Annotated in this window: 17 protein-coding genes; 13 read left to right on the forward strand and 4 right to left on the reverse strand. The window is 68.8% G+C overall.

Going from position 1 to position 18,447, the window contains the following annotated elements; translation table 11 throughout:
• Positions 1 to 21 precede the first annotated feature (21 nt).
• The 7 genes from ACFFJD_RS00075 (at position 22) to ACFFJD_RS00105 (ending at position 6,067) form a co-directional block, all read left to right on the forward strand.
• Positions 22 to 630, forward strand: a complete 609-nt coding sequence (locus tag ACFFJD_RS00075) for a TetR/AcrR family transcriptional regulator (protein ID WP_382359049.1) — start codon at positions 22 to 24, stop codon at positions 628 to 630.
• Positions 627 to 1,868, forward strand: coding sequence for a cytochrome P450 (locus ACFFJD_RS00080; RefSeq protein ID WP_382359052.1), 1,242 nt, complete (start codon positions 627 to 629; stop codon positions 1,866 to 1,868). Before ACFFJD_RS00075 ends, ACFFJD_RS00080 begins: the two co-directional genes overlap by 4 nt.
• The gene (locus ACFFJD_RS00085) at positions 1,868 to 2,653 is read left to right on the forward strand and encodes an SDR family oxidoreductase (RefSeq protein ID WP_382359055.1); all 786 of its coding nucleotides are present in this window, start codon (positions 1,868 to 1,870) and stop codon (positions 2,651 to 2,653) included. Before ACFFJD_RS00080 ends, ACFFJD_RS00085 begins: the two co-directional genes overlap by 1 nt.
• Complete coding sequence (locus ACFFJD_RS00090; protein WP_382359058.1) at positions 2,653 to 4,020, forward strand: cytochrome P450; 1,368 nt, start codon at positions 2,653 to 2,655, stop codon at positions 4,018 to 4,020. The genes ACFFJD_RS00085 and ACFFJD_RS00090 overlap by 1 nt, the downstream gene beginning before the upstream one ends.
• Positions 4,020 to 4,211 (forward strand): ferredoxin, encoded by a 192-nt coding sequence (locus tag ACFFJD_RS00095; protein ID WP_382359061.1) that lies wholly within the window; start codon positions 4,020 to 4,022, stop codon positions 4,209 to 4,211. The genes ACFFJD_RS00090 and ACFFJD_RS00095 overlap by 1 nt, the downstream gene beginning before the upstream one ends.
• A gap of 72 nt (positions 4,212 to 4,283) precedes the next feature.
• The gene (locus ACFFJD_RS00100; RefSeq protein WP_382359291.1) at positions 4,284 to 4,799 is read left to right on the forward strand and encodes a nuclear transport factor 2 family protein; all 516 of its coding nucleotides are present in this window, start codon (positions 4,284 to 4,286) and stop codon (positions 4,797 to 4,799) included.
• Between the two features lie 5 nt (positions 4,800 to 4,804).
• Positions 4,805 to 6,067 (forward strand): hypothetical protein, encoded by a 1,263-nt coding sequence (locus ACFFJD_RS00105; protein WP_382359064.1) that lies wholly within the window; start codon positions 4,805 to 4,807, stop codon positions 6,065 to 6,067.
• A gap of 30 nt (positions 6,068 to 6,097) precedes the next feature.
• Here ACFFJD_RS00105 and ACFFJD_RS00110 read toward each other — a convergent pair whose 3' ends face one another.
• Positions 6,098 to 7,084, reverse strand: coding sequence for an NAD-dependent epimerase/dehydratase family protein (locus tag ACFFJD_RS00110; RefSeq protein WP_382359067.1), 987 nt, complete (start codon positions 7,082 to 7,084; stop codon positions 6,098 to 6,100).
• Between the two features lie 10 nt (positions 7,085 to 7,094).
• Positions 7,095 to 8,666: a fatty-acid--CoA ligase FadD1 gene (fadD1, locus tag ACFFJD_RS00115; protein ID WP_382359070.1), complete on the reverse strand. Its 1,572-nt coding sequence runs from the start codon at positions 8,664 to 8,666 to the stop codon at positions 7,095 to 7,097.
• 311 nt (positions 8,667 to 8,977) lie between these two features.
• On the opposite strand from fadD1, the gene ACFFJD_RS00120 reads away from it, so the two are divergent.
• Positions 8,978 to 10,372 (forward strand): HNH endonuclease signature motif containing protein, encoded by a 1,395-nt coding sequence (locus tag ACFFJD_RS00120; RefSeq protein WP_382359073.1) that lies wholly within the window; start codon positions 8,978 to 8,980, stop codon positions 10,370 to 10,372.
• Between the two features lie 146 nt (positions 10,373 to 10,518).
• Here the strand turns inward: ACFFJD_RS00120 and ACFFJD_RS00125 are convergent, their stop codons facing one another.
• Both ACFFJD_RS00125 and ACFFJD_RS00130 read right to left on the reverse strand, forming a co-directional pair.
• A complete protein-coding gene (locus ACFFJD_RS00125) occupies positions 10,519 to 11,430 on the reverse strand; it encodes an amidohydrolase family protein (protein ID WP_382359076.1) in 912 nt (303 codons plus the stop codon).
• Positions 11,427 to 12,092, reverse strand: coding sequence for a PaaI family thioesterase (locus tag ACFFJD_RS00130; RefSeq protein ID WP_382359079.1), 666 nt, complete (start codon positions 12,090 to 12,092; stop codon positions 11,427 to 11,429). The genes ACFFJD_RS00125 and ACFFJD_RS00130 overlap by 4 nt, the downstream gene beginning before the upstream one ends.
• A gap of 61 nt (positions 12,093 to 12,153) precedes the next feature.
• On the opposite strand from ACFFJD_RS00130, the gene ACFFJD_RS00135 reads away from it, so the two are divergent.
• The 5 genes from ACFFJD_RS00135 to ACFFJD_RS00155 all read left to right on the forward strand — a co-directional run bounded on the left by ACFFJD_RS00135 (position 12,154) and on the right by ACFFJD_RS00155 (position 18,444).
• A complete protein-coding gene (locus ACFFJD_RS00135) occupies positions 12,154 to 13,032 on the forward strand; it encodes a PaaI family thioesterase (protein ID WP_382359082.1) in 879 nt (292 codons plus the stop codon).
• Positions 13,033 to 13,110: 78 nt separating this feature from the next.
• Positions 13,111 to 13,896, forward strand: coding sequence for a TIGR03084 family metal-binding protein (locus ACFFJD_RS00140; protein ID WP_382359085.1), 786 nt, complete (start codon positions 13,111 to 13,113; stop codon positions 13,894 to 13,896).
• A 57-nt stretch (positions 13,897 to 13,953) separates the two neighbouring features.
• A complete protein-coding gene (locus tag ACFFJD_RS00145; protein WP_382359088.1) occupies positions 13,954 to 15,651 on the forward strand; it encodes an acyclic terpene utilization AtuA family protein in 1,698 nt (565 codons plus the stop codon).
• Positions 15,652 to 15,688: 37 nt separating this feature from the next.
• The gene (locus ACFFJD_RS00150; protein WP_345314200.1) at positions 15,689 to 16,849 is read left to right on the forward strand and encodes an acyl-CoA dehydrogenase family protein; all 1,161 of its coding nucleotides are present in this window, start codon (positions 15,689 to 15,691) and stop codon (positions 16,847 to 16,849) included.
• Positions 16,846 to 18,444, forward strand: a complete 1,599-nt coding sequence (locus ACFFJD_RS00155; protein ID WP_382359092.1) for an acyl-CoA carboxylase subunit beta — start codon at positions 16,846 to 16,848, stop codon at positions 18,442 to 18,444. Before ACFFJD_RS00150 ends, ACFFJD_RS00155 begins: the two co-directional genes overlap by 4 nt.
• Positions 18,445 to 18,447: the final 3 nt, after the last annotated feature.

Below are 18,447 nucleotides of genomic sequence, written 5' to 3' on the forward strand. Positions count from 1 at the left end.
ACCTAGTGTAGCGTCGGTCACATGTCCAGTGCCGTGTCTCAAGAATCCACCCGACGCCGTCTCACGCCGCAGCAGGCCGAGACGGTGGCGCGGCTCGCCGACGCCGCGGTCGAGGTGCTCAACGCCGACGGCTTCGACGGCCTCACCGTGCGTGCGGTGGCCAAGCGAGCCGGGGTGGCGCCGGCCACGGCGTACACCTACTTCTCGTCGAAGAGTCACCTGGTGGCCGAGGTCTTCTGGCGGCGACTGGCCGACGGTGTGCCCGCCCCCGACCCCGACTTGGCCCCCGCCGACCGAGTCGCGCAGGTGCTGCGCGGTGTCTCGATGGTGGTGGCCGGCGAGGGCCAGCTCGGCGGCGCCGTGACCGTCGCGCTCCTCGGCGCCGATCCCGACGTGGAACACCTGCGACTGCGCGTGGGCGGCTTCATCCGCCAGCGCTTGGCGCAGGCGCTCGACGTGGACCCGGCCGACCCGGGCCCCGTCGTCGACGCACTGGAAATGCTCTACGCCGGCGGTCTGGTGCACGCCGGCATGGGACACCTCACCTACGAGCAGACGTCCGAGCGGCTCGTGGCCGCCGCGCGCCTGCTCCTGACCGATCAGCCCGTTCTCGACCAGGAGGTTCGATGACCGCCGCCGCCCACCGCGGGATGCAGACGCTCATCCCGTTCGATCCCTACTCGTACGATCTGCACGAGGATCCGTACCCGACGTACGCGCGGCTGCGCGCCGAAGCCCCGGTGTACTACAACTCCGACGGCGACTTCTGGGCGCTGTCCCGGCACGCCGACGTGGCCGCGGGATTCCGCGACAACCTGCGCCTCTCCAACAGTTGGGGCGTCTCCATCGACCCCGCCTCGTACACTCCGCATGCGGAGAAGTCGATGAGCTTCCTGGCGATGGACGACCCGCGGCACCTGCGCCTGCGCAAACTGGTCTCCAAGGGGTTCACGCCGCGCCGGGTGAGCGAGCTGGCCGGACGGATCTCCGAGCTCACCGCGCAGCACTGGGACAAGTGCCTGCAGATGGGGGAGTTCGACTACATCGCCGACTTCGCCGGCCTGCTGCCGATGGACGTGGTGTCCGAACTGCTGGGCGTGGGCCCCGCCGACCGGGCGCATCTGCGCACCCAGTCGGATCTGCTGATCCACCGCGAAGAGGGCGTCACCGACGTCCCCGAGGCCGCGATCTACGCCTACCTGGAACTGCACCGCTACTACACCGAGCTGCTGGCCGACCGTCGCAAGAATCTGGGCGAGGATCTGGTGTCGGCCCTGATCGGCGCGGAGATGGTCGGCGACGACGGCGAGCTCGCCCGCCTCACCGACGAAGACATCATCGGCTTCATGATGCTGATGGTGGTGGCCGGCAACGAGACCACCACCAAGCTGCTGGCCAACTCGGTGTTCTGGGGCAACCGGAACCGGGGCGAGCTGGCCACGGTGCTCGACGATCCGAGTGAGCAGCGCGTGAGCGACTGGGTGGAGGAGACGCTGCGTTACGACACCTCCACGCAGATGCTGCTGCGCCGAGTGATCGAGGACGTCGAGTTCGGTGACCACCGGATCGCGGCCGGTCAGCGGATTCTGCTGCTGGTGGGCTCGGCCAACCGCGACGAAGAGGTCTTCGGCCCCGATGCCGACCGGTTCCGGTTGGGCCGCGACGTGTCCCGCACCATCATGAGCTTCGGCCTGGGCACGCACTTCTGCCTGGGTGCGCACCTGGCGCGACTCGAGACCAACCTCGGCCTGGCCGAGATGGCGCGCACCGTGCGCGGCTACGAGATCGACGAGGACCGCGCCGAGCGCGTCCACTCGGTCAACGTGCGCGGCTTCGCGCACCTGCCGATGACAGTGCAGGCCCGCTGATGGCGCCGATCCCGCACCCGGAGCGTCGACCGGTCCTGGTGGCCGGAGCCTCGTCGGGCATCGGGGCCGCCACCGCGCAATGGTTCGCGGCCGCCGGCTACCCGGTGGCGTTGGCCGCCCGCCGCCTCGACGTGCTCGAATCCCTGGCCGACAAGATCCGCGCCGACGGCGGCGAAGCGATCGCCGTGCGCATGGACGTGACCGACGACGAGTCGGTGGTCGACGCGGTGGCCCGCGCCGGGGCCGAACTCGGCGGGCTGGAGATCGTCGTGGCCGGGGCCGGCGACCTGGCCATCGGCCTGACCCACCAGATCACGCCCGAAGAGTTCTGCTCGCAGATCGACATCCATCTGAACGGCGCCTTCCGGGTGTACCGGGCGGCCATCGGCCCGATGATCGACCGCGGCCGCGGCGACTTCGTCTTCATCGGCTCGGACGTGGCCAAGCATCCCCGCCCGTGGTCGGCCGCCTACGTCGCCGCCAAGTCGGGGATCGACGGTCTGGCCGCCACCATCGGCATGGAGCTGGAGGGCACCGGGGTGCGCGTGGGGGTGGTGCGCCCCGGGCAGACGCTCACCGGCATGGGCATGAACCTCGACCAGAAGCAGACCGAGGACATGCTCAACGACTGGATCAAGTTCGGGCTCGCGCGCCACGGCAACTTCCTGAGCCCCGAACACCTCGCGCAGGGCATTCACGCGATGGTCACCATGCCGCGCGGGGCGCACCTGCGCGAACTGGAGATCGAAGCCGAAGGCGCCATCGCCAAGAAGGGAACCCACTGATGTCCACTCTCCTCACTCCCCGCCGCGTCTCCGGCGGCGAGGACGCCCACGGGCACCTGACCGAACTGGCCACCGACCCGATCTCGCTGTTCTGGCGAGTCCGGGAAGAATGCGGCGACGTCGGCATGTTCCAGCTGGCCGATCGCGAGATCGTGCTGGTCTCCGGGGCCGCGGCCAACGAAGAGTTCTTCCGTTCGCCCGACGAACTGCTCGACCAAGCCGCCGCCTACCCCTTCATGACGCCGGTCTTCGGCGAGGGCGTCGTCTTCGACACCAGCCCCGAGCGCCGCAGCGAGATGCTGCACAACCAGGCTCTTAAGGGACCGCACATGAAGCAGCACGCGATCACCATTCCCGAAGAGGTGGAACGGATGATCGCCGACTGGGGCGACGAGGGCGAGATCGATCTGCTGGAGTTCTTCGGCGAGCTGACGCTGTACACGTCGTCGTCGTGCTTGATCGGTCGCAAGTTCCGCGAGGAGCTCAACGCGCACATCGCCGATCTGTACCACGACCTGGAAAAGGGCACCGACCCGATGGCCTACGTGGACGCCCACGCGGACATCGAGAGCTTCCGTCGCCGCGACGCGGCCCGCGCCGAGTTGGTGGAGTTCATCAGCGGCGTGATGGACCGCCGCATCGAGAACCCGCCGGCCGACAAGGACGAACGCGACCTGATGGACGTGCTGGTCTCGGTGCGCAACGACGACGGCTCGCTGATGTTCAGCCCGGACAGCGTCACCGGCATCTTCATCTCGATGATGTTCGCCGGGCATCACACCACCTCCGGCACCGCGGCGTGGACGCTGCTCGAGCTGCTGCGGCACCCGGAGTACCTGTCGCAGGTCGTCGCCGAGCTCGACGACATCTACGAGGACAAGGGCGAGGGCCGCGCGGAGTACTCCTTCGCGGCCATGCGGCAGATCCCGAAACTCGAAGCGGCACTGAAGGAAACGCTGCGTCTGCACCCGCCGCTGATCGTCCTCATGCGCGTGGTGCAGGAAGACTTCGTGATCGAGGGCCACCAGGTGCGCGCCGGGCAGACCATCGCGGTCTCGCCCGCGGTCTCCAATCGTCTGCCCGAAGACTTCCCGAACCCGGACGCCTTCGACCCGGACCGCAATCTCGTTCCGCGCCAAGAGGATCTGGCCAACCGGTGGACGTGGATCCCGTTCGGCGCCGGTCGCCACCGTTGCGTGGGCGCGCAGTTCGCCATGATGCAGCTGAAGGCGATCTTCTCGGTGCTGCTGCAGAACTACGAGTTCGAACTGGCGCAACCGGCGGACTCGTACCGCAACGACCACTCGAAGATGGTGGTCCAGCTGGCCAAGCCGTGCAACGTCCGCTATCGCCGACGGAGCGCCTGATGCGCGTCGAGGTGGACCTGGACCTGTGCCAGGGACACGGCATGTGCGAAATGGAGGCACCCGATGTCTTTGCCGCACAACGAGATCACGTCGAGATCCTGAATCCGACTCCGGACGAATCGCAGCAGGCCGAAGTGACTGCGGCGGTGCACTACTGCCCCACGCAGGCCCTGCGAATCGTCGAAGACTAAAGCCCCGAAACCCGACAAGTGGAGACAACTGTGACTGACAACGGACCCTTCGACCGCGCCGAACTCGATGAGATGGTGGTGCGCTGGCTCAAGGCGAACGACGAGGCGGAGCAGGCCGGCGACTGGCGTCCGCTGGCCGACTTCTACACCGAAGATGCCACCTACGGCTGGAACTACGGGCCGCACAAGGACTTCATGGCCGTCGGCCGAGACGAGATCCGCGACCTGGCGCTCGGCCAGGAGATGGAAGGCCTGGAGGGCTGGACCTACCCGTACCAGGCGTGGGTGATCGACGAGAAGACCGGCGACATGCTGGGCCTGTGGAAGCAGGTGTACGAAGCCACCCGCGAGGACGGTTCGCACTACGCGCTCAACGGGATTCAGGGCAGTTGGTTCAAGTACGGCGGTGACTTCCAGTTCTCCTGGCAGCGCGACTTCTTCGACTACGGCAACGTCAGCGCCCTCTTCATCGAGCTGATGAAGGACCAGAAGATGAGCGACGGCATGCTGGCGCGCATCGAGAAGGCCGCGCCGGGAGATCTCCCCGGTTGGTACCCGATCGGCCAGGCGCCGGTTCCGCTCTGGTGACGACCGTGACTGACAGCACCACGCTCGGGCTCGGCTTCGGCGCGCTCGACCAAGCCCAGCTCGCCGCGCTCGTGCCGGAACTGCTCCTGTCCGGCCAGTTGATCGATCGCAGCGGCATGGCCCATCTGATCAGCGCTTTCGGGCGCGAGACGATGACCGCCGTCGCGATCGAGGAGTGGATGGCGTCCAGCCCGGTGTACACCAGCCGCATGCGGGCGGCGCTGGGCATCGACGGCGACGGCGTCGAGGACATGTTCAAGGCGATCCAGCTCGACATCGGCGCGCCGCCGCAGTTCATGGACTTCCGGTACGAGGTGACCGACCACGACCACGGGGCCTTCGTGCTCGACCACTGCGGTGCGCTGATGGATGTGGAGCCGCTCGGCGACGAGTACGTGACCGCCATGTGCCACGACATCGAAGACCCCACCTTCGACGCCACCGCCATCGCCACCAACCGGCGCGCGCGGATCCGGCCGATCCATCGGCCGCCGCGCACCCCGGCCGATCGGACCCCGCACTGCGCGTGGACCGTCACCATCGACCCGGATCGTCCCGAGCTGCCGCTCCCGCCGGACGCCGAGCACGTGTTCACCACCCGCGCGGCGAGCGTGGAACTGAGCCCGATCGATCCGTCCGACACCGACGGGAAGACCGACTACCGGGGCCCGCTGGTGCACGACCTCCAGTTCCGTGAGTTCTCCACCAGCGCCCTGGTCCGGATCGCCGAAGAGGTTGCGCTGCAACACCAACTGCTCTCGCTCGGCTTCCAGCTCAGCGTGCGCCGGTACGCCGACGGCGAGGACCAGGTCCGGGAGATCTTCGGCAAACAGCTCACCGGGATCAGCGGCCTGACCGCCGAGCGGTTGCGTCGCACGCTGGGGCTGGGCACCGACCCGGAGTCGGTGGCGCGGGTGCTGTCGGTGCACCCGATCCTCGGGCCGGCGCAGTACACGGGTGTTCAGGTGCGGGTCGAGGGCGACGAGGTGGTGCTCCACCTGCCCGCCGACTCGCCGGCCATGACCGACGGCGGTTGGCTGGACCTGCTGACCGCGGACCACCTGGCGCCGCTGCAGGCGATGGCCACCGCCCTCGATCCGTACCTGGTGGTCGCCGGCAGTGCCGTCGACGGTGGTCTGACCGTGCGTTTCGCGCGGGGCACGGAGGAACTGCCGGAGTCCGGCGAGGTGGCGATCACCCGCTTCTCGTCGGGTGCGGACTTCCGTTTCAGCGACCGCGGACCGTCGATCCCGATCACGCCGATCTAGTCGCCCCGGTCTGATCTCGCCGATCTATTTTCACCGCCGGGTGCGGTCGCGCCAGAAGCGGGCGCCCTCGGCGACGGCGTCGAGCGCCGGGCGCGGCCGCCAACCCAGGTCGCGCTCGGCCTTGGCATGACTCATCGGCGCGAAGGCGTGCATGAGCCGCACCGAGTCCAGGCTCAGCTTGGACGGCTTTCCGGAGACCGCGGCGAGGGCGGAACCGGCCGCGCCGGCGGCGTAGAGGGCTGGCTTGCGCAGCACCAGCCGCGGCGGATCGCGGTCGACCGCCGCGGCTGCGGTCGCCACCACTTCGCCCAGGTCCAGATTTCGCTCGGCGACGATGTAGCGCTCACCGATGCCCCCGCGCGTCGCGGCGAGGGCGAGCGCGCCGGCGGCGTCGTCGACCCCGACCGACTCGGTGCGCATGCCGCGCACCGTGAACGGCAATCGGCCCAGCGCCGCGGCGGCCACGAACGCGCCGTGCGGAGTGGGCGCCCAGTCGCCCGCGCCGTAGGTGTTGGCCACGCACATGGCGGTCACCGGTACGCGGCCGTCGGTCGCGTACCGCAGGGCCAGCTGCTCCCCGGCGACCCGGGCTCGCACGTAGGGCGGCGCGTCGTCGAACCAGTCGAAGGCCTTCGATTCGTCGACGACGGCGCGACGGTCACCGCGCCCGATGGTGGCCATGGTGCTGGTGAACACGACCCGGTCCAAGTCGCGGTCGGCGGCCACGTCGAGCACCGAGCGCAGTGCCTCGACGTTGGTCCGGTAGAGGGGCGCGGGGTCGCGCAGCCAGGCGCGGGTGTCGACCGCGCAGTGGTAGACCGCCCGGCACCCGTCCATCGCGGCGCCGACTGCAGCGGCGTCGAACAGGTCGCCGGTCACGTGCTCGAAGTCCAGGCCGTGCAGGCTCCGCAGGTCGCTGGAGGCGCGGGTGAGCACGCGCACCGGCTCCCCGTCGTCGATCAGGCGGCGCACCAGATGCGAGCCGAGGAAGCCGTTGCCGCCGATCACCAGGTGCACGGGTGAACCTTCAGTGCTCGGTGTAGGTGGTGGACCGCGCTGCCCGCGTCCACAACCGGTCATCGGTGGCCAACCCCTGCTCCTTCAACGTCCGTTTGAGGATCTTGTTGGTCGCCGTGGTGGGGAGGTCGTCGGCGATCCGCACGTGCGTGGGCCACGCCTTCGGAGACAGATCCGGTTGCGCGGCAAGGAATTCGGTGAGTTCGGCCGGGGTCAGGGTGGCGTCGTCGTTCAGGACGACGGCCGCCATCACCGCATCGCCGACCACCTCGTCGGGCACCGCGTACACCGCGACGCGGTTGAGTGCGGGCAACCGCTGCAGCACCCGTTCGATGGGGCCGGCGGCCAGGTTCTCGCCGTCCACGCGGAGCCAGTCGCCGGACCGGCCGGCCAGATAGATCCAGTCGTCGCTGTCCACATAGGCGAGGTCACCGGACCAGTACATGCCGTCGCGGAGTCGTTCGCTGGTCGCGGCGTCGTTGTTGTAGTAGCCGGTGAACAGGCCGCCGCCGTGGGTGTTGACCAGTTCGCCGGTGGCCTCGGCGGCGTTGATCAGCGCGCCGTGCTCGTCGAACTGCGCGCGCGGACATTCCGTTCCGGTCTCCGGGTGGTACACCGCCACGCCGGGGAAGCCCTTGCCGATGGAGCCGCGCGGGGTCCCGGGTTCGCGGGTGATGATGATGGCCAGTTCGGTGGAGCCGAAGGCGTCCCAGACCGCGCAGTCGAAGCGCCGGGCGAACTCGTCGATGTCCCGGTCGGTGGCCTCGTTGCCGAACGCCGCGCGTAGCGTGGTGTCGCCGTCGTCGGGCCGCTCCGGGGTCGCGAGGATGTACGCGAGCGGCTTACCGACGTAGTTCATATAGGTCACGCCGAAGCGGCGGACGTCGTCGACGAAGGTGGACGCCGAGAACGGCGCCGGCACCATCGCGGCCCCGCTCGCCAGGGCCACGCAGTAGCCGCCGAGCAGTGCCGCCGAGTGGAACAGCGGCATCGAGAGGTAGCAGACGTCGCGGTCGGTGATGCCGAACTTCTCCACGAGTGGCGGTCCGGCGAAGGGAATCATCATGTGCGCGAAGCGAACCGGCTTCGGATCACCACTGGTGCCGGAGGTGAAGATCAGCATGAACGGATCCATCGGGCCCGGTGTCGAATGCGGCACCAGCTCCCCGGCCGCCTCGAGTTCCTGTTGCCACGCCGGTGCGGAGACGTCGACCACGGTGATCGACGACAGGTCGAGTCCGTCGAGCAGCGGCAGGTGCGGGGCGTCGACCAGCAGCACCTGGCAATCGGCGCGGCGCAGGTCGGCCAGCAGCTGCTCGCCGCGGCGGGTGTCGTTGACCCCGACGCTCACGTAGCCGCCGAGCGCGCCCGCGGCCAAGGCGATCAACATCTGTGGCGAGTTGCCCAGGAGGACGCCCACGTGCATCGGGCGCTGCGGAGCGGCCGACTTCAGTACCGCGGCGGCTGTTCGGCGGGCCTGTTCCACGTATTCGCGCCACGTCCACGTACCCAGCTCGGAGAGAATTGCGGTGCCGTCGTCGTCGGCGCGTTCGGTCAGCAACTGGGTCACAGTGTCGGCCATGCTCCGAATCTAGAACGTATGACCGGCGACAGCGGGGGAATCGGACATTCCCCGTCGGCTCGATGGCCCCACGACCGCGCTGCTCGGGGGATGGGGTGTCTTGATAACGAACTGTCACCGATGTCCTGATACAGGACATTGAACAAAGCCGGCTAGAACTATTGTTCATGCGAAGTGTGAGGTGTACCATAAGGACAGGGGAGGGATCGACAGTCCCGAACTCGCGGAACATGAGTGGCCGGGCGGCTGATCGTCGCCGGCTCGACCGGTTCCTTTGCTATTGGCTTCTCGTGACCTGAGGAGTGAGCGTCATGGACGCAGCAACTCTCACAGACTTCGCCGACTTGTTGAGCGATGACCTCACTGTCCCAGTCGGTACCGACATCGATAGGCCGGCGAATCTCGCCCAGTTCCTGGCCCAGGCGCGGGCCGTCGACGACGACCGGGAACTCCTGGCGGTAGCCGCGGCGGTTCTGCGGTTGCGCAATGTGGCCGACTACTCGGTGGCCGCCACGTGCGCCGCGATCGAACGAGTCGGCTTACCCGCCCGGAAGCATGTGCGGTCCGCTGCGGCGATCCTCGCCGAGCTCGGGGCGGCTCCGGCGGTGGCCTATCGTGCCGGCAGGCTCGGGCAGGCGATGTCCGACGAGAACCTGGGGTCGGTGATCCGGGGTGTGCGTGATGGTGCGGTGTCGGCGGAGCACGGTGATGCCGTGGCGAGCGGTCTCGGGCATGTGGCGGGTCGGGTGGAGTTGTCCGACGAGGATCGCCGGAAGATTGTGCATTCGTTGCTGGTGCAGACTTCGCCGGCGCGGGTGAGGGAGAAGGCTCGGGCGTGGGCGATCAAGTTGGCCCCGGAGATTCCGGTGGACGGGGAGGTTCCGGTCGCCGAGCGTGACGACCTGAACGAGATGACGCTGGATCGGACCGATGACGGCCGGGTGGCGGTGACGATCGACTTCGACATCGTGGCCGCCGAGGAACTCAGTGCGGCGTTGGATCCGTTGACCCGGCCGGTGCCCGAACCGGACGGTTCGCAGGATCGGCGGTCGGCCAAGCGGCGGCGTGCGGATGCGATGGCCCAGGTGATTCGCACGTATCTGTCTCATTCGGAGCGGCCCGAGTCGGGAGGGGTACTGCCGCACGTCACCCTGTCGGTGCCCGCAGCGGTGGTGATGAACGGGCAGGTACTCGATTCGGTTGCCGGACAGGCGATCTCAGTTCCGATCACCGCAGCCGACGACGACACCGCCGTGCCGTGGCTCGGATTCGGTGGCCCCATCTCGGCGCGCACGGCGGAGCTGATCATGTGCGAGGCTGCGGTGGCTCTGGCGCTGCTGGACGAGCACGGTGTGCCGTTGAACGTGGGCCGGGAGAAGCGGCTGTTCACGCCGGGTATCCGCAAGGCTCTGGTGCTGCGGGATCGTGGTTGCGCCTTCCCGGGTTGCGGGGTGCCTCCGTCGTGGTGCGACGGGCACCACGTCGAGCATTGGGAGCATGGCGGGGTGACGAGTTTGGACAACGGTGTCCTGCTTTGCCGTCGGCATCACACCGTGATTCACCACGGTGGATGGGAGGTGTTCATCGGTCACGATCGGCAGCCGTGGTTCATCCCGCCGGCCGATCCTGACCATCCGAAGCGTCGTCGTGAACCGATCCGATCGAATGCGCGACGAACCTTGACGTTATCGGCCAGCGCCGCGTGAGGCGCTCTGATCCAGTGTCGGGAAGGTGTCTCGACGCGATGTGTTATTTGAAAATTTCATAGTGGGCCTGCCGTCGGGCGGGCCTGGGTGGTCACGGGGATCAGCCAGACCCGGCCGGTGGCAGGCGGTCGACAGGACAGGACAGCTCAGCGGCCGAACAACCCTGCTGCGTTGTGGTGCAGCACGGACCGCATCCAGTCGTCACCGAGGCCGAGGCGCTCGCACGACTGCAAGGCGTGCAGGTACGAGTACGGGATGTTCGGGAAGTCCGAACCGAACAGGATCTTCTCGCGCAGCGCCGCGACCCGTGGAAGCAGGTCGGCGGGGTAAGGCGCACGCTCGTTGGAGAAGTCGGTGAAGTTCATCGTGGTGTCGAGGCGGACCTCGTCGTACTCTTCGGCGAGGGCGACGAAATCCTCGTACTCGGGCATGCCCATGTGCGCGATGATCAGCGACAGCGTCGGAAAGCGCTGCAGCAGTTCACGAATCGGCGCGGGGCCGGTGTGCCTGCCGGGCACCGGGCCCGATCCGCAGTGGATCACCACGGGGATCTGGGTCTGGGCCAACACGCCCCACACGTCGTCGAGCAACGGGTCGAGCGGCGAGTAGTCGCCCACCTGGATGTGGGACTTGAAGATCTCCGCGCCGTTCTCGATGGCCTCGGCCACGTACCGCGCCGCCGTCGGCTCGGGGTAGAAGGTGGCCGTTTGCAGGCAGTCGGGGTGGCGGGCGGCGAAGTCGACGCCCCAGCCGTTCAGCCATTCGCCCATGTCCGGGCGATGCGGATAGAGCATCGACGAGAACGTGCGCACCCCGAAAGCGCGCAGCGCGGCCACGCGTTCCTCCTCGTCGGCGCGGTAGGCGATCGGCCACTCGCGGCCCACCATGGGGCCGGCCGAATCGAAGTACGCCCACACCTTGTCCAGGACCGGCTTGGGCATGAAATGCGTGTGGACATCGATCATGCCGTCGAGCCCGAGGCCTTCGGTGAAGGCCTGTACGGCGGCGGCTTCGGCATCACTGAACGGTGTCGGCGCACCGTGCTCCTGGCAGATCATCGATCCAATCGGCGGTCGGCGGGTGGGGGCAGCGCATCCCCGGTGGGCAGTTCGAAGTCCTTGGGGCAGATCATGATCGCGTCGGCTTCCACGGTGACGCCGTCGGCGTCGGACATGGTGGCGTGGACGAAGGTCTTGCGTCCCTCGCGGCCGGTGACCTCGGCGCGCGCGCTCAGGGCCCCGAGCAGGGTGGGTCGCAGATACTTGACGGTGAGCGTGCCGGTGAAGCTGGGCAGTCCGTCGGTGCTTGCGGCCTCGCCGACGAGCTGGTCGAGCAGCAGGGCGGCGATTCCTCCGTGCACGCACCCGCCCGGCCCCTCGTAGGCGGCGCCGAGTTCCATCTCGCATTCGGCCAGCCCGGGCGAACGCCGGACGTGCAGCGGCGGTGCCACGGCGTTACGCGCACCGACGGCGGCGTTGCCCCACGGCATGCCGATGAATTCCTTGGTGTACGGGGTCCCGAAACTGCCGGGACGCTGCTGCTCACGGAGGTCGGCGACGATCTCGTCGATGCGATCCTTGGCGGCGGTCAGGCGTTCATCGCTGACCTCGCTGCGGATCACCGCGTCGACGAGTTGGCGCACGGAATCGGTCAACGGCTCCACCACACTGAGCCGTCGATCGATCTCTTCTTCGGAGATGTCTTCGATTCGGAAGTCCACGATGCGAACGATAGGGCATGCCCCGGCGTCGCGGCACGGGGGTGTTGATAGGACTAGGGGCATGACGCAGCCCACCGACAACGATCCGTTCACCTCCTTCGGCATCGGCCGCCGCGCCGGTTCCGGGCGCACCGAGATGGTGCAGGCCCTCGGCCCGGGCGTGACCGACCACCGCGGCCTGATCGACCTCCCGGCGCTGGCGGTGCTGTTCGACGACATCGGCGGCCTGTCGTTCTTCTACTCCGGATCCGGGTCCACGGTGCAGGCGCGGCTGTCGATGTCGATGCTGGATCGGCCGACGGTCGACGAGGTGCTCGACGGCACCTCCGAGGTGTCCATGCGACGAGAGCCGTACGGCGTGTCGACGGTGCGCATCACCGGACGTGACGGCCGCCTGCTGTGCACCGGTGTCGCCCGCAGCGTCCGGGTGGGACGTGACCTCGTGGTCGACGGCGATGCGGCGGATCTGGCCGAGCCGGTGGCGCCGCCGGCGGCGGCTCCGCTGCCGACCGCCGATCTCGCACGCGGCGGGCGCGAGATCGTCGCCGACCTCGTCGACGGCCGCGCACCCCTCGGCGAACTGGGCCGACTCCTCGGCGGTTCGGTCTCGGTCGACGACGACGGGAACGTCTGCTTCGCGAGCGTCACCGAGCCGTGGATGGGCAACATCATGGGCACCATGCACGGCGGCGTGATCGCGGCCGTCGTCGCCCAGGCACTGTCCCTGGCCGGCCAGGCCGCGGCACCGGCGGGCGTGGACTACCAACTCGTCGACTTCAGCATCGCGTTCCTCCGGTCGCCGGCCGTGGACGGACGCACCCTGCAGGTGCGGACCCGCGCGGTGAAGGTCGGGCGGCGGCTGGGTGTCTTCACCGCGGAGCTGTACGACGGTGACGTGCTGCTGGCCACCGCCGGCGGGGACGTGCTCTTCACCGGCTGAGCGGGCACCGGCGGTGCGCCGGACACTAAACAATCAAGCGCGCTTGATTTTTTCCGGGGCGGATGTGACACTCGTCGCATGGCTCTCATTGACGACCTGGTTTCCGCGCTCGATGCCGAATCGGACTCCCTCGACGAGCTGGTCGCGCCGCTGACCGCCGAGCAGTGGGCCACGCCGACGCCGGCCGAAGGCTGGACCATCGCCCACCAGATCGGCCACCTGCTGTGGACCGACCGCGCCTCGTTGCTCGCGGTCACCGACCCCGACGGGTTCACCGCGCAGCTGGCCGATGCCCTCGCCGACCCGGAGGGCTTCGTCGACGAGGGTGCCGCGGTCGAGGCCGCGCGCGACCCGCAGGAACTGCTCGCCGACTGGCGGGCCACCCGCGGCCGACTGGCCGGCGCCCTCACCGCGGTCCCGGAAGGCACCAAGCTGCCCTGGTACGGCCCGCCGATGTCGGCGCCGTCGATGGCCACCGCCCGCCTGATGGAGACCTGGGCGCACGCGCTCGACGTGGCCGACGCCCTCGGCGTGGAACGCGAGAGCACCGACCGCATCCGCAACGTGGTGCACCTGGGCGTGCGCACGCGCAACTTCGCCTACATGGTCAACGGGTTGACCGCACCAGAGTCCGAGTTCCGGTGGGAGATCACCGCACCGTCGGGCGAGTTGTGGGTCTGGGGCCCGGAGGACGCGACCGACGTGGTCCGCGGCCCGGCCGTCGACTTCTGCGAACTCATCACCCAGCGCCGCCACTTCGACGACCTCGCGCTGGAGGTGGTCGGCGACGACGCCCGCCAGTGGGCCGCTATCGCGCAGGTCTTCGCCGGTCCGCCCGGAGCGGGCCGCGCCGCCCAGGGATAGATCCCCTCGAGCGGATCAGCACCACACCAGCAGACACATCAGCAGTTAGGGACGCACATGACCGACGTCGTACGCATCGGCAATGCCTCGGGCTTCTACGGTGACCGCTTCAGTGCGGTGCAGGAGATGCTCGAAGGCGGCGAGCTGGACTACCTCACCGGGGACTATCTGGCCGAACTGACCATGCTCATCCTGGGTCGCGACCGGATGAAGGATCCGAGCACGGGCTACGCCAAGACCTTCCTGCACCAGATGCGGGAGAACCTGGCCCTGGCTCGGGACCGGGACGTCAAGATCGTCACCAACGCCGGCGGGCTCAACCCGCACGGCCTCGCGGTGGCGCTGCGGGAACTGGCCGCCGAGCTCGACATCGACGCGCAGATCGCCTTCGTCTCCGGCGACGACCTGGTCGAGCAGGCCGCCGCACTGAACCTCGGCAGTCCGCTGACCGCCAACGCCTACCTCGGCGGCTTCGGCATCAAGACCGCGCTGACCCGCGGCGCCGACATCGTGGTGACCGGACGCGTCACCGACGCCTCGCTGGCCGTAGGGCCCGCGGCCGCGGCCTTCGGCTGGGGCTACGACGATCTCGACGCGATCGCCGGCGCCGTGGTAGCCGGCCACATCATCGAATGCGGGGCGCAGGCCACCGGCGGCAACTACTCGTTCTTCACCGAGATCGAGATGGGTCACCTGGGTTTCCCGATCGCCGAGATCCATCCCGACGGTTCGTCGGTGATCACCAAGCACGAGGGCACCGGCGGCGCCGTGAACATCGGTACCGTCACCTCGCAGCTGCTCTACGAGGTCCGCGGCCCGCGCTACTACAACCCGGACGCCACCGCGCGCCTGGACTCGGTGCAGCTGACGCAGCAGGGTCCCGATCGCGTGCACATCTCGGCCGCCACCGGAGAGGCCCCGCCGACCGACCTGAAGGTCTCGCTGAACAACCTGGCGGGCCTGCGCAACGAGATCTCCGTGGTGCTCACCGGCATGGACATCGAGGCCAAGGCCGAACTGTTCCGGACCCAGTTCGAAGCGGAACTGCCCAGCCGTCCCGCCGAACTGGAATGGACGCTGGTGCGGCACGACCGCCCCGACGCCGACACCGAGGAGCAGGCCAGCGCGATCCTGCACTGCGTCGCCCGCGACACCGATCCAGCCACGGTGGGCCGACCGTTCGCCAACACCGCGGTGCAGTTGGCCCTGGCCAGCTTCCCCGGTTTCACCATGACTGCGCCGCCCGGAAACGGATCGCCCTACGGCGTCTTCGAACCCGGCTACGTCGACGCCGCCTCGGTGGATCACCGGGTCACGCAGCCCGACGGGGTGTCGGTGGTCATCGAACCGTCCCCGCTGCGCACCGCGCTGATCGTCGACGAGGACGCGCCGGCCCCGGCCGCCACCACCGACTGGGGGCCCACCACGATGGCGCCGCTGGGCACCATCATCGGCTCGCGCAGCGGCGACAAGGGCGGCAGCGCCAACGTCGGCGTGTGGGCGCGCGGCGACGACGAGTACGCCTGGCTCGACGCGCTGCTCAGCACCGACAAGCTCAAGGAACTGCTGCCCGAGGCCGCGGACCTGGTGGTGCACCGCTACCGGCTGCCGAACCTGCGCGCCGTCAACTTCGTGATCGAGGGGATCCTCGGGCGCGGCGTGGCCGAGAACGTCCGCTTCGATCCCCAGGCCAAGGGGCTGGGGGAGTGGCTGCGTTCGCGGCACGTGCCGATCCCGCAGCGTTTCCTGCCCTGACCCGACCCGACTTCAGCGCGACCCGAGTAGGAGCACTATGCCCATCAGCAACGCCGACTGGGAGACCCCGGAACGCCGAGCCCTGCGCGAATCCATCGCCGGCTTCGCCGCCCGTCACATTCTCCCGTACCAGGATCAATGGGAAGCCGACGGCGAGATCCCGCGCGAACTGCACGTGCAGGCCGCCGAACTGGGTCTGATCGGACTGGCCTTCCCGGAAGCGGTCGGCGGCGCCGGCGGCGACCTGATCGACGCCTCCATCCTGTGCGAGGAACTGCACCAGCAGGGTGTCTCCGGCGGCGTCTTCGCTTCGCTGTTCACCAGCGGCATCTCCCTGCCGCACCTGATCGCCGCGGGCGATCCGGCGCAGATCGACAAGTGGGTGCGCCCCACCATCGACGGCACCAAGATCGGCTCGCTGGCCATCACCGAACCCAGCGGCGGCAGCGACGTCGGGCACCTGCGGACCACCGCGGTGCGCGACGGCGACCACTACGTGGTCAACGGCGCCAAGACCTTCATCACCTCGGGCGTTCGCGCCGACTTCGTGGTCGCGGCGGTGCGCACCGGCGGCCCCGGCGCCGCCGGCGTCTCGCTGCTGGTGATCGAGAAGGGCACGCCCGGCTTCACCGTCGATCGCAAACTCGACAAGATGGGCTGGCGGGCCTCGGACACCGCGGAACTGTCCTTCGTCGACGCCCGGGTGCCGGTGGCCAACCTGGTCGGCGCGGAGAACTCCGGCTTCATGCAGATCGCGCAGGCCTTCGTCACCGAGCGCGCCGCGCTGGCCGTGCAGGCCTACGCGCAAGCGCAGCGCTGCCTGGACCTGACCCTCGAATGGGTGCGCAATCGGGAGACCTTCGGTCGCCCCCTCATCTCGCGGCAGAGCGTGCAGGACAGCGTCACCGAGATGGCACGCAAGATCGACATCGCGCGGGTCTACACCCGGGCCGTGGTCGATCGCTACGCCGCGGGCGAGCAGGACCTCATCGCCGAGGTCTGCTTCGCCAAGAACACCGCCGTCGAGACCGGTGAATGGGTGGCCAACAAGGCCGTGCAGCTGTTCGGCGGCATGGGCTACATGACCGAATCCGAGGTGGAGCGGCAGTACCGCGACATGCGGATCATCGGTATCGGCGGCGGCACCAACGAGATTCTCCTCGGCCTGGCAGCAAAGCGATTGGGGTACCAGCAGTGACCGTGTTCCAGAGCAAGATCGACACCTCCTCCGACGACTTCCTCGCCAATGTGGAGGCGATGAACGGCAAGCTCGCCGAGCTCGACCTGGAGTTCCGCAAGGTGCTCGACGGCGGCGGCGAACGCGCCGTCGCCCGCCACCGCAAGCGCGACAAGCTCCTGCCCCGCGAGCGCATCGAGATGCTGATCGACGAGGACTCGCCGTTCATGGAGCTGTGCCCGCTGGCGGCCTACGGCTCCCAGTTCGCCGTCGGCGCCTCCGTGGTGGCCGGCATCGGCGTGGTCGAGGGCGTCGAATGCCTCATCGTGGCCAACGACCCGACCATCAAGGGCGGCACCTCCAACCCGTGGACACTGCGGAAGATCCTGCGCTGCAACGACATCGCCATGGAGAACCGCCTGCCGGTGGTGTCCCTGGTGGAGTCCGGCGGTGCGGACCTGCCCACCCAGAAGGAGGTCTTCGTTCCGGGCGGCCGGATGTTCCGCGATCTGACGCGCCTGTCGGCGGCGGGGATCCCGACCATCGCCCTGGTCTTCGGCAACTCCACCGCCGGTGGGGCGTACGTGCCGGGCATGAGCGACCACGTGGTGATGATCAAGGAACGCTCCAAGGTGTTCCTCGGCGGTCCGCCGCTCGTCAAGATGGCCACCGGCGAGGAGAGCAACGACGAGGAGCTCGGCGGCGCCGAGATGCACGCCCGGGTCTCCGGTCTCGGCGACTACCTCGCCGCCGACGAACAGGACGCCCTGCGCATCGGGCGGCGGATCGTCGCCCGGCTCAACTGGCGCAAGAAGGGGCCCGCGCCGTCGGCCGAGGTGGCCGAACCCCGGTACAGCTCCGAGGACCTGCTCGGCATCGTCGGGCCCGACCTGAAGGTGCCGTTCGATCCGCGCGAGGTGATTGCACGCGTGGTCGACGACAGCGACTTCGACGAGTTCAAGCCCGAGTACGGCACCTCGCTGTGCACCGGCTGGGCCACGATCCACGGCTACCCGGTGGGCATCCTGGCCAACGCGCAGGGCGTGCTGTTCAGCGCCGAAGCGCAGAAGGCCACCCAGTTCATTCAGCTGGCCAACCAGACCGACACGCCGCTGCTGTTCCTGCACAACACCACCGGCTACATGGTGGGCAAGGAGTACGAGCAGGGCGGCATCATCAAGCACGGCGCGATGATGATCAACGCGGTGTCCAACTCGAAAGTTCCGCACCTGTCGCTGCTGATCGGCGCCAGCTACGGAGCCGGTCACTACGGCATGTGCGGCCGCGCCTACGACCCCCGCTTCCTGTTCACCTGGCCCAGCGCCAAGTCGGCGGTGATGGGCGGCGCCCAGCTGGCCGGCGTCATCTCGATCGTGTCCCGCGCGTCCACCGAGGCCCGCGGCGGCGTCGTCGACGAAGAAGCCGACGCCGGTCTGCGCGCCATGATCGAGGCGCAGATCGAAGCCGAATCAGTCCCGATGTTCCTGTCGGGCATGTTGTACGACGACGGGGTCATCGACCCCCGGGACACCCGCACCGTGCTCGGCATGAGCCTCTCGGCGATCGCCGGTGCCCCGATCGAAGGCGCCACCAACTTCGGCGTCTTCCGGATGTGAGGA

Origin of the sequence: Gordonia phosphorivorans, from assembly GCF_042432625.1 — a bacterium.
Classification (GTDB): Bacteria; Actinomycetota; Actinomycetes; order Mycobacteriales; family Mycobacteriaceae; genus Gordonia; species Gordonia phosphorivorans.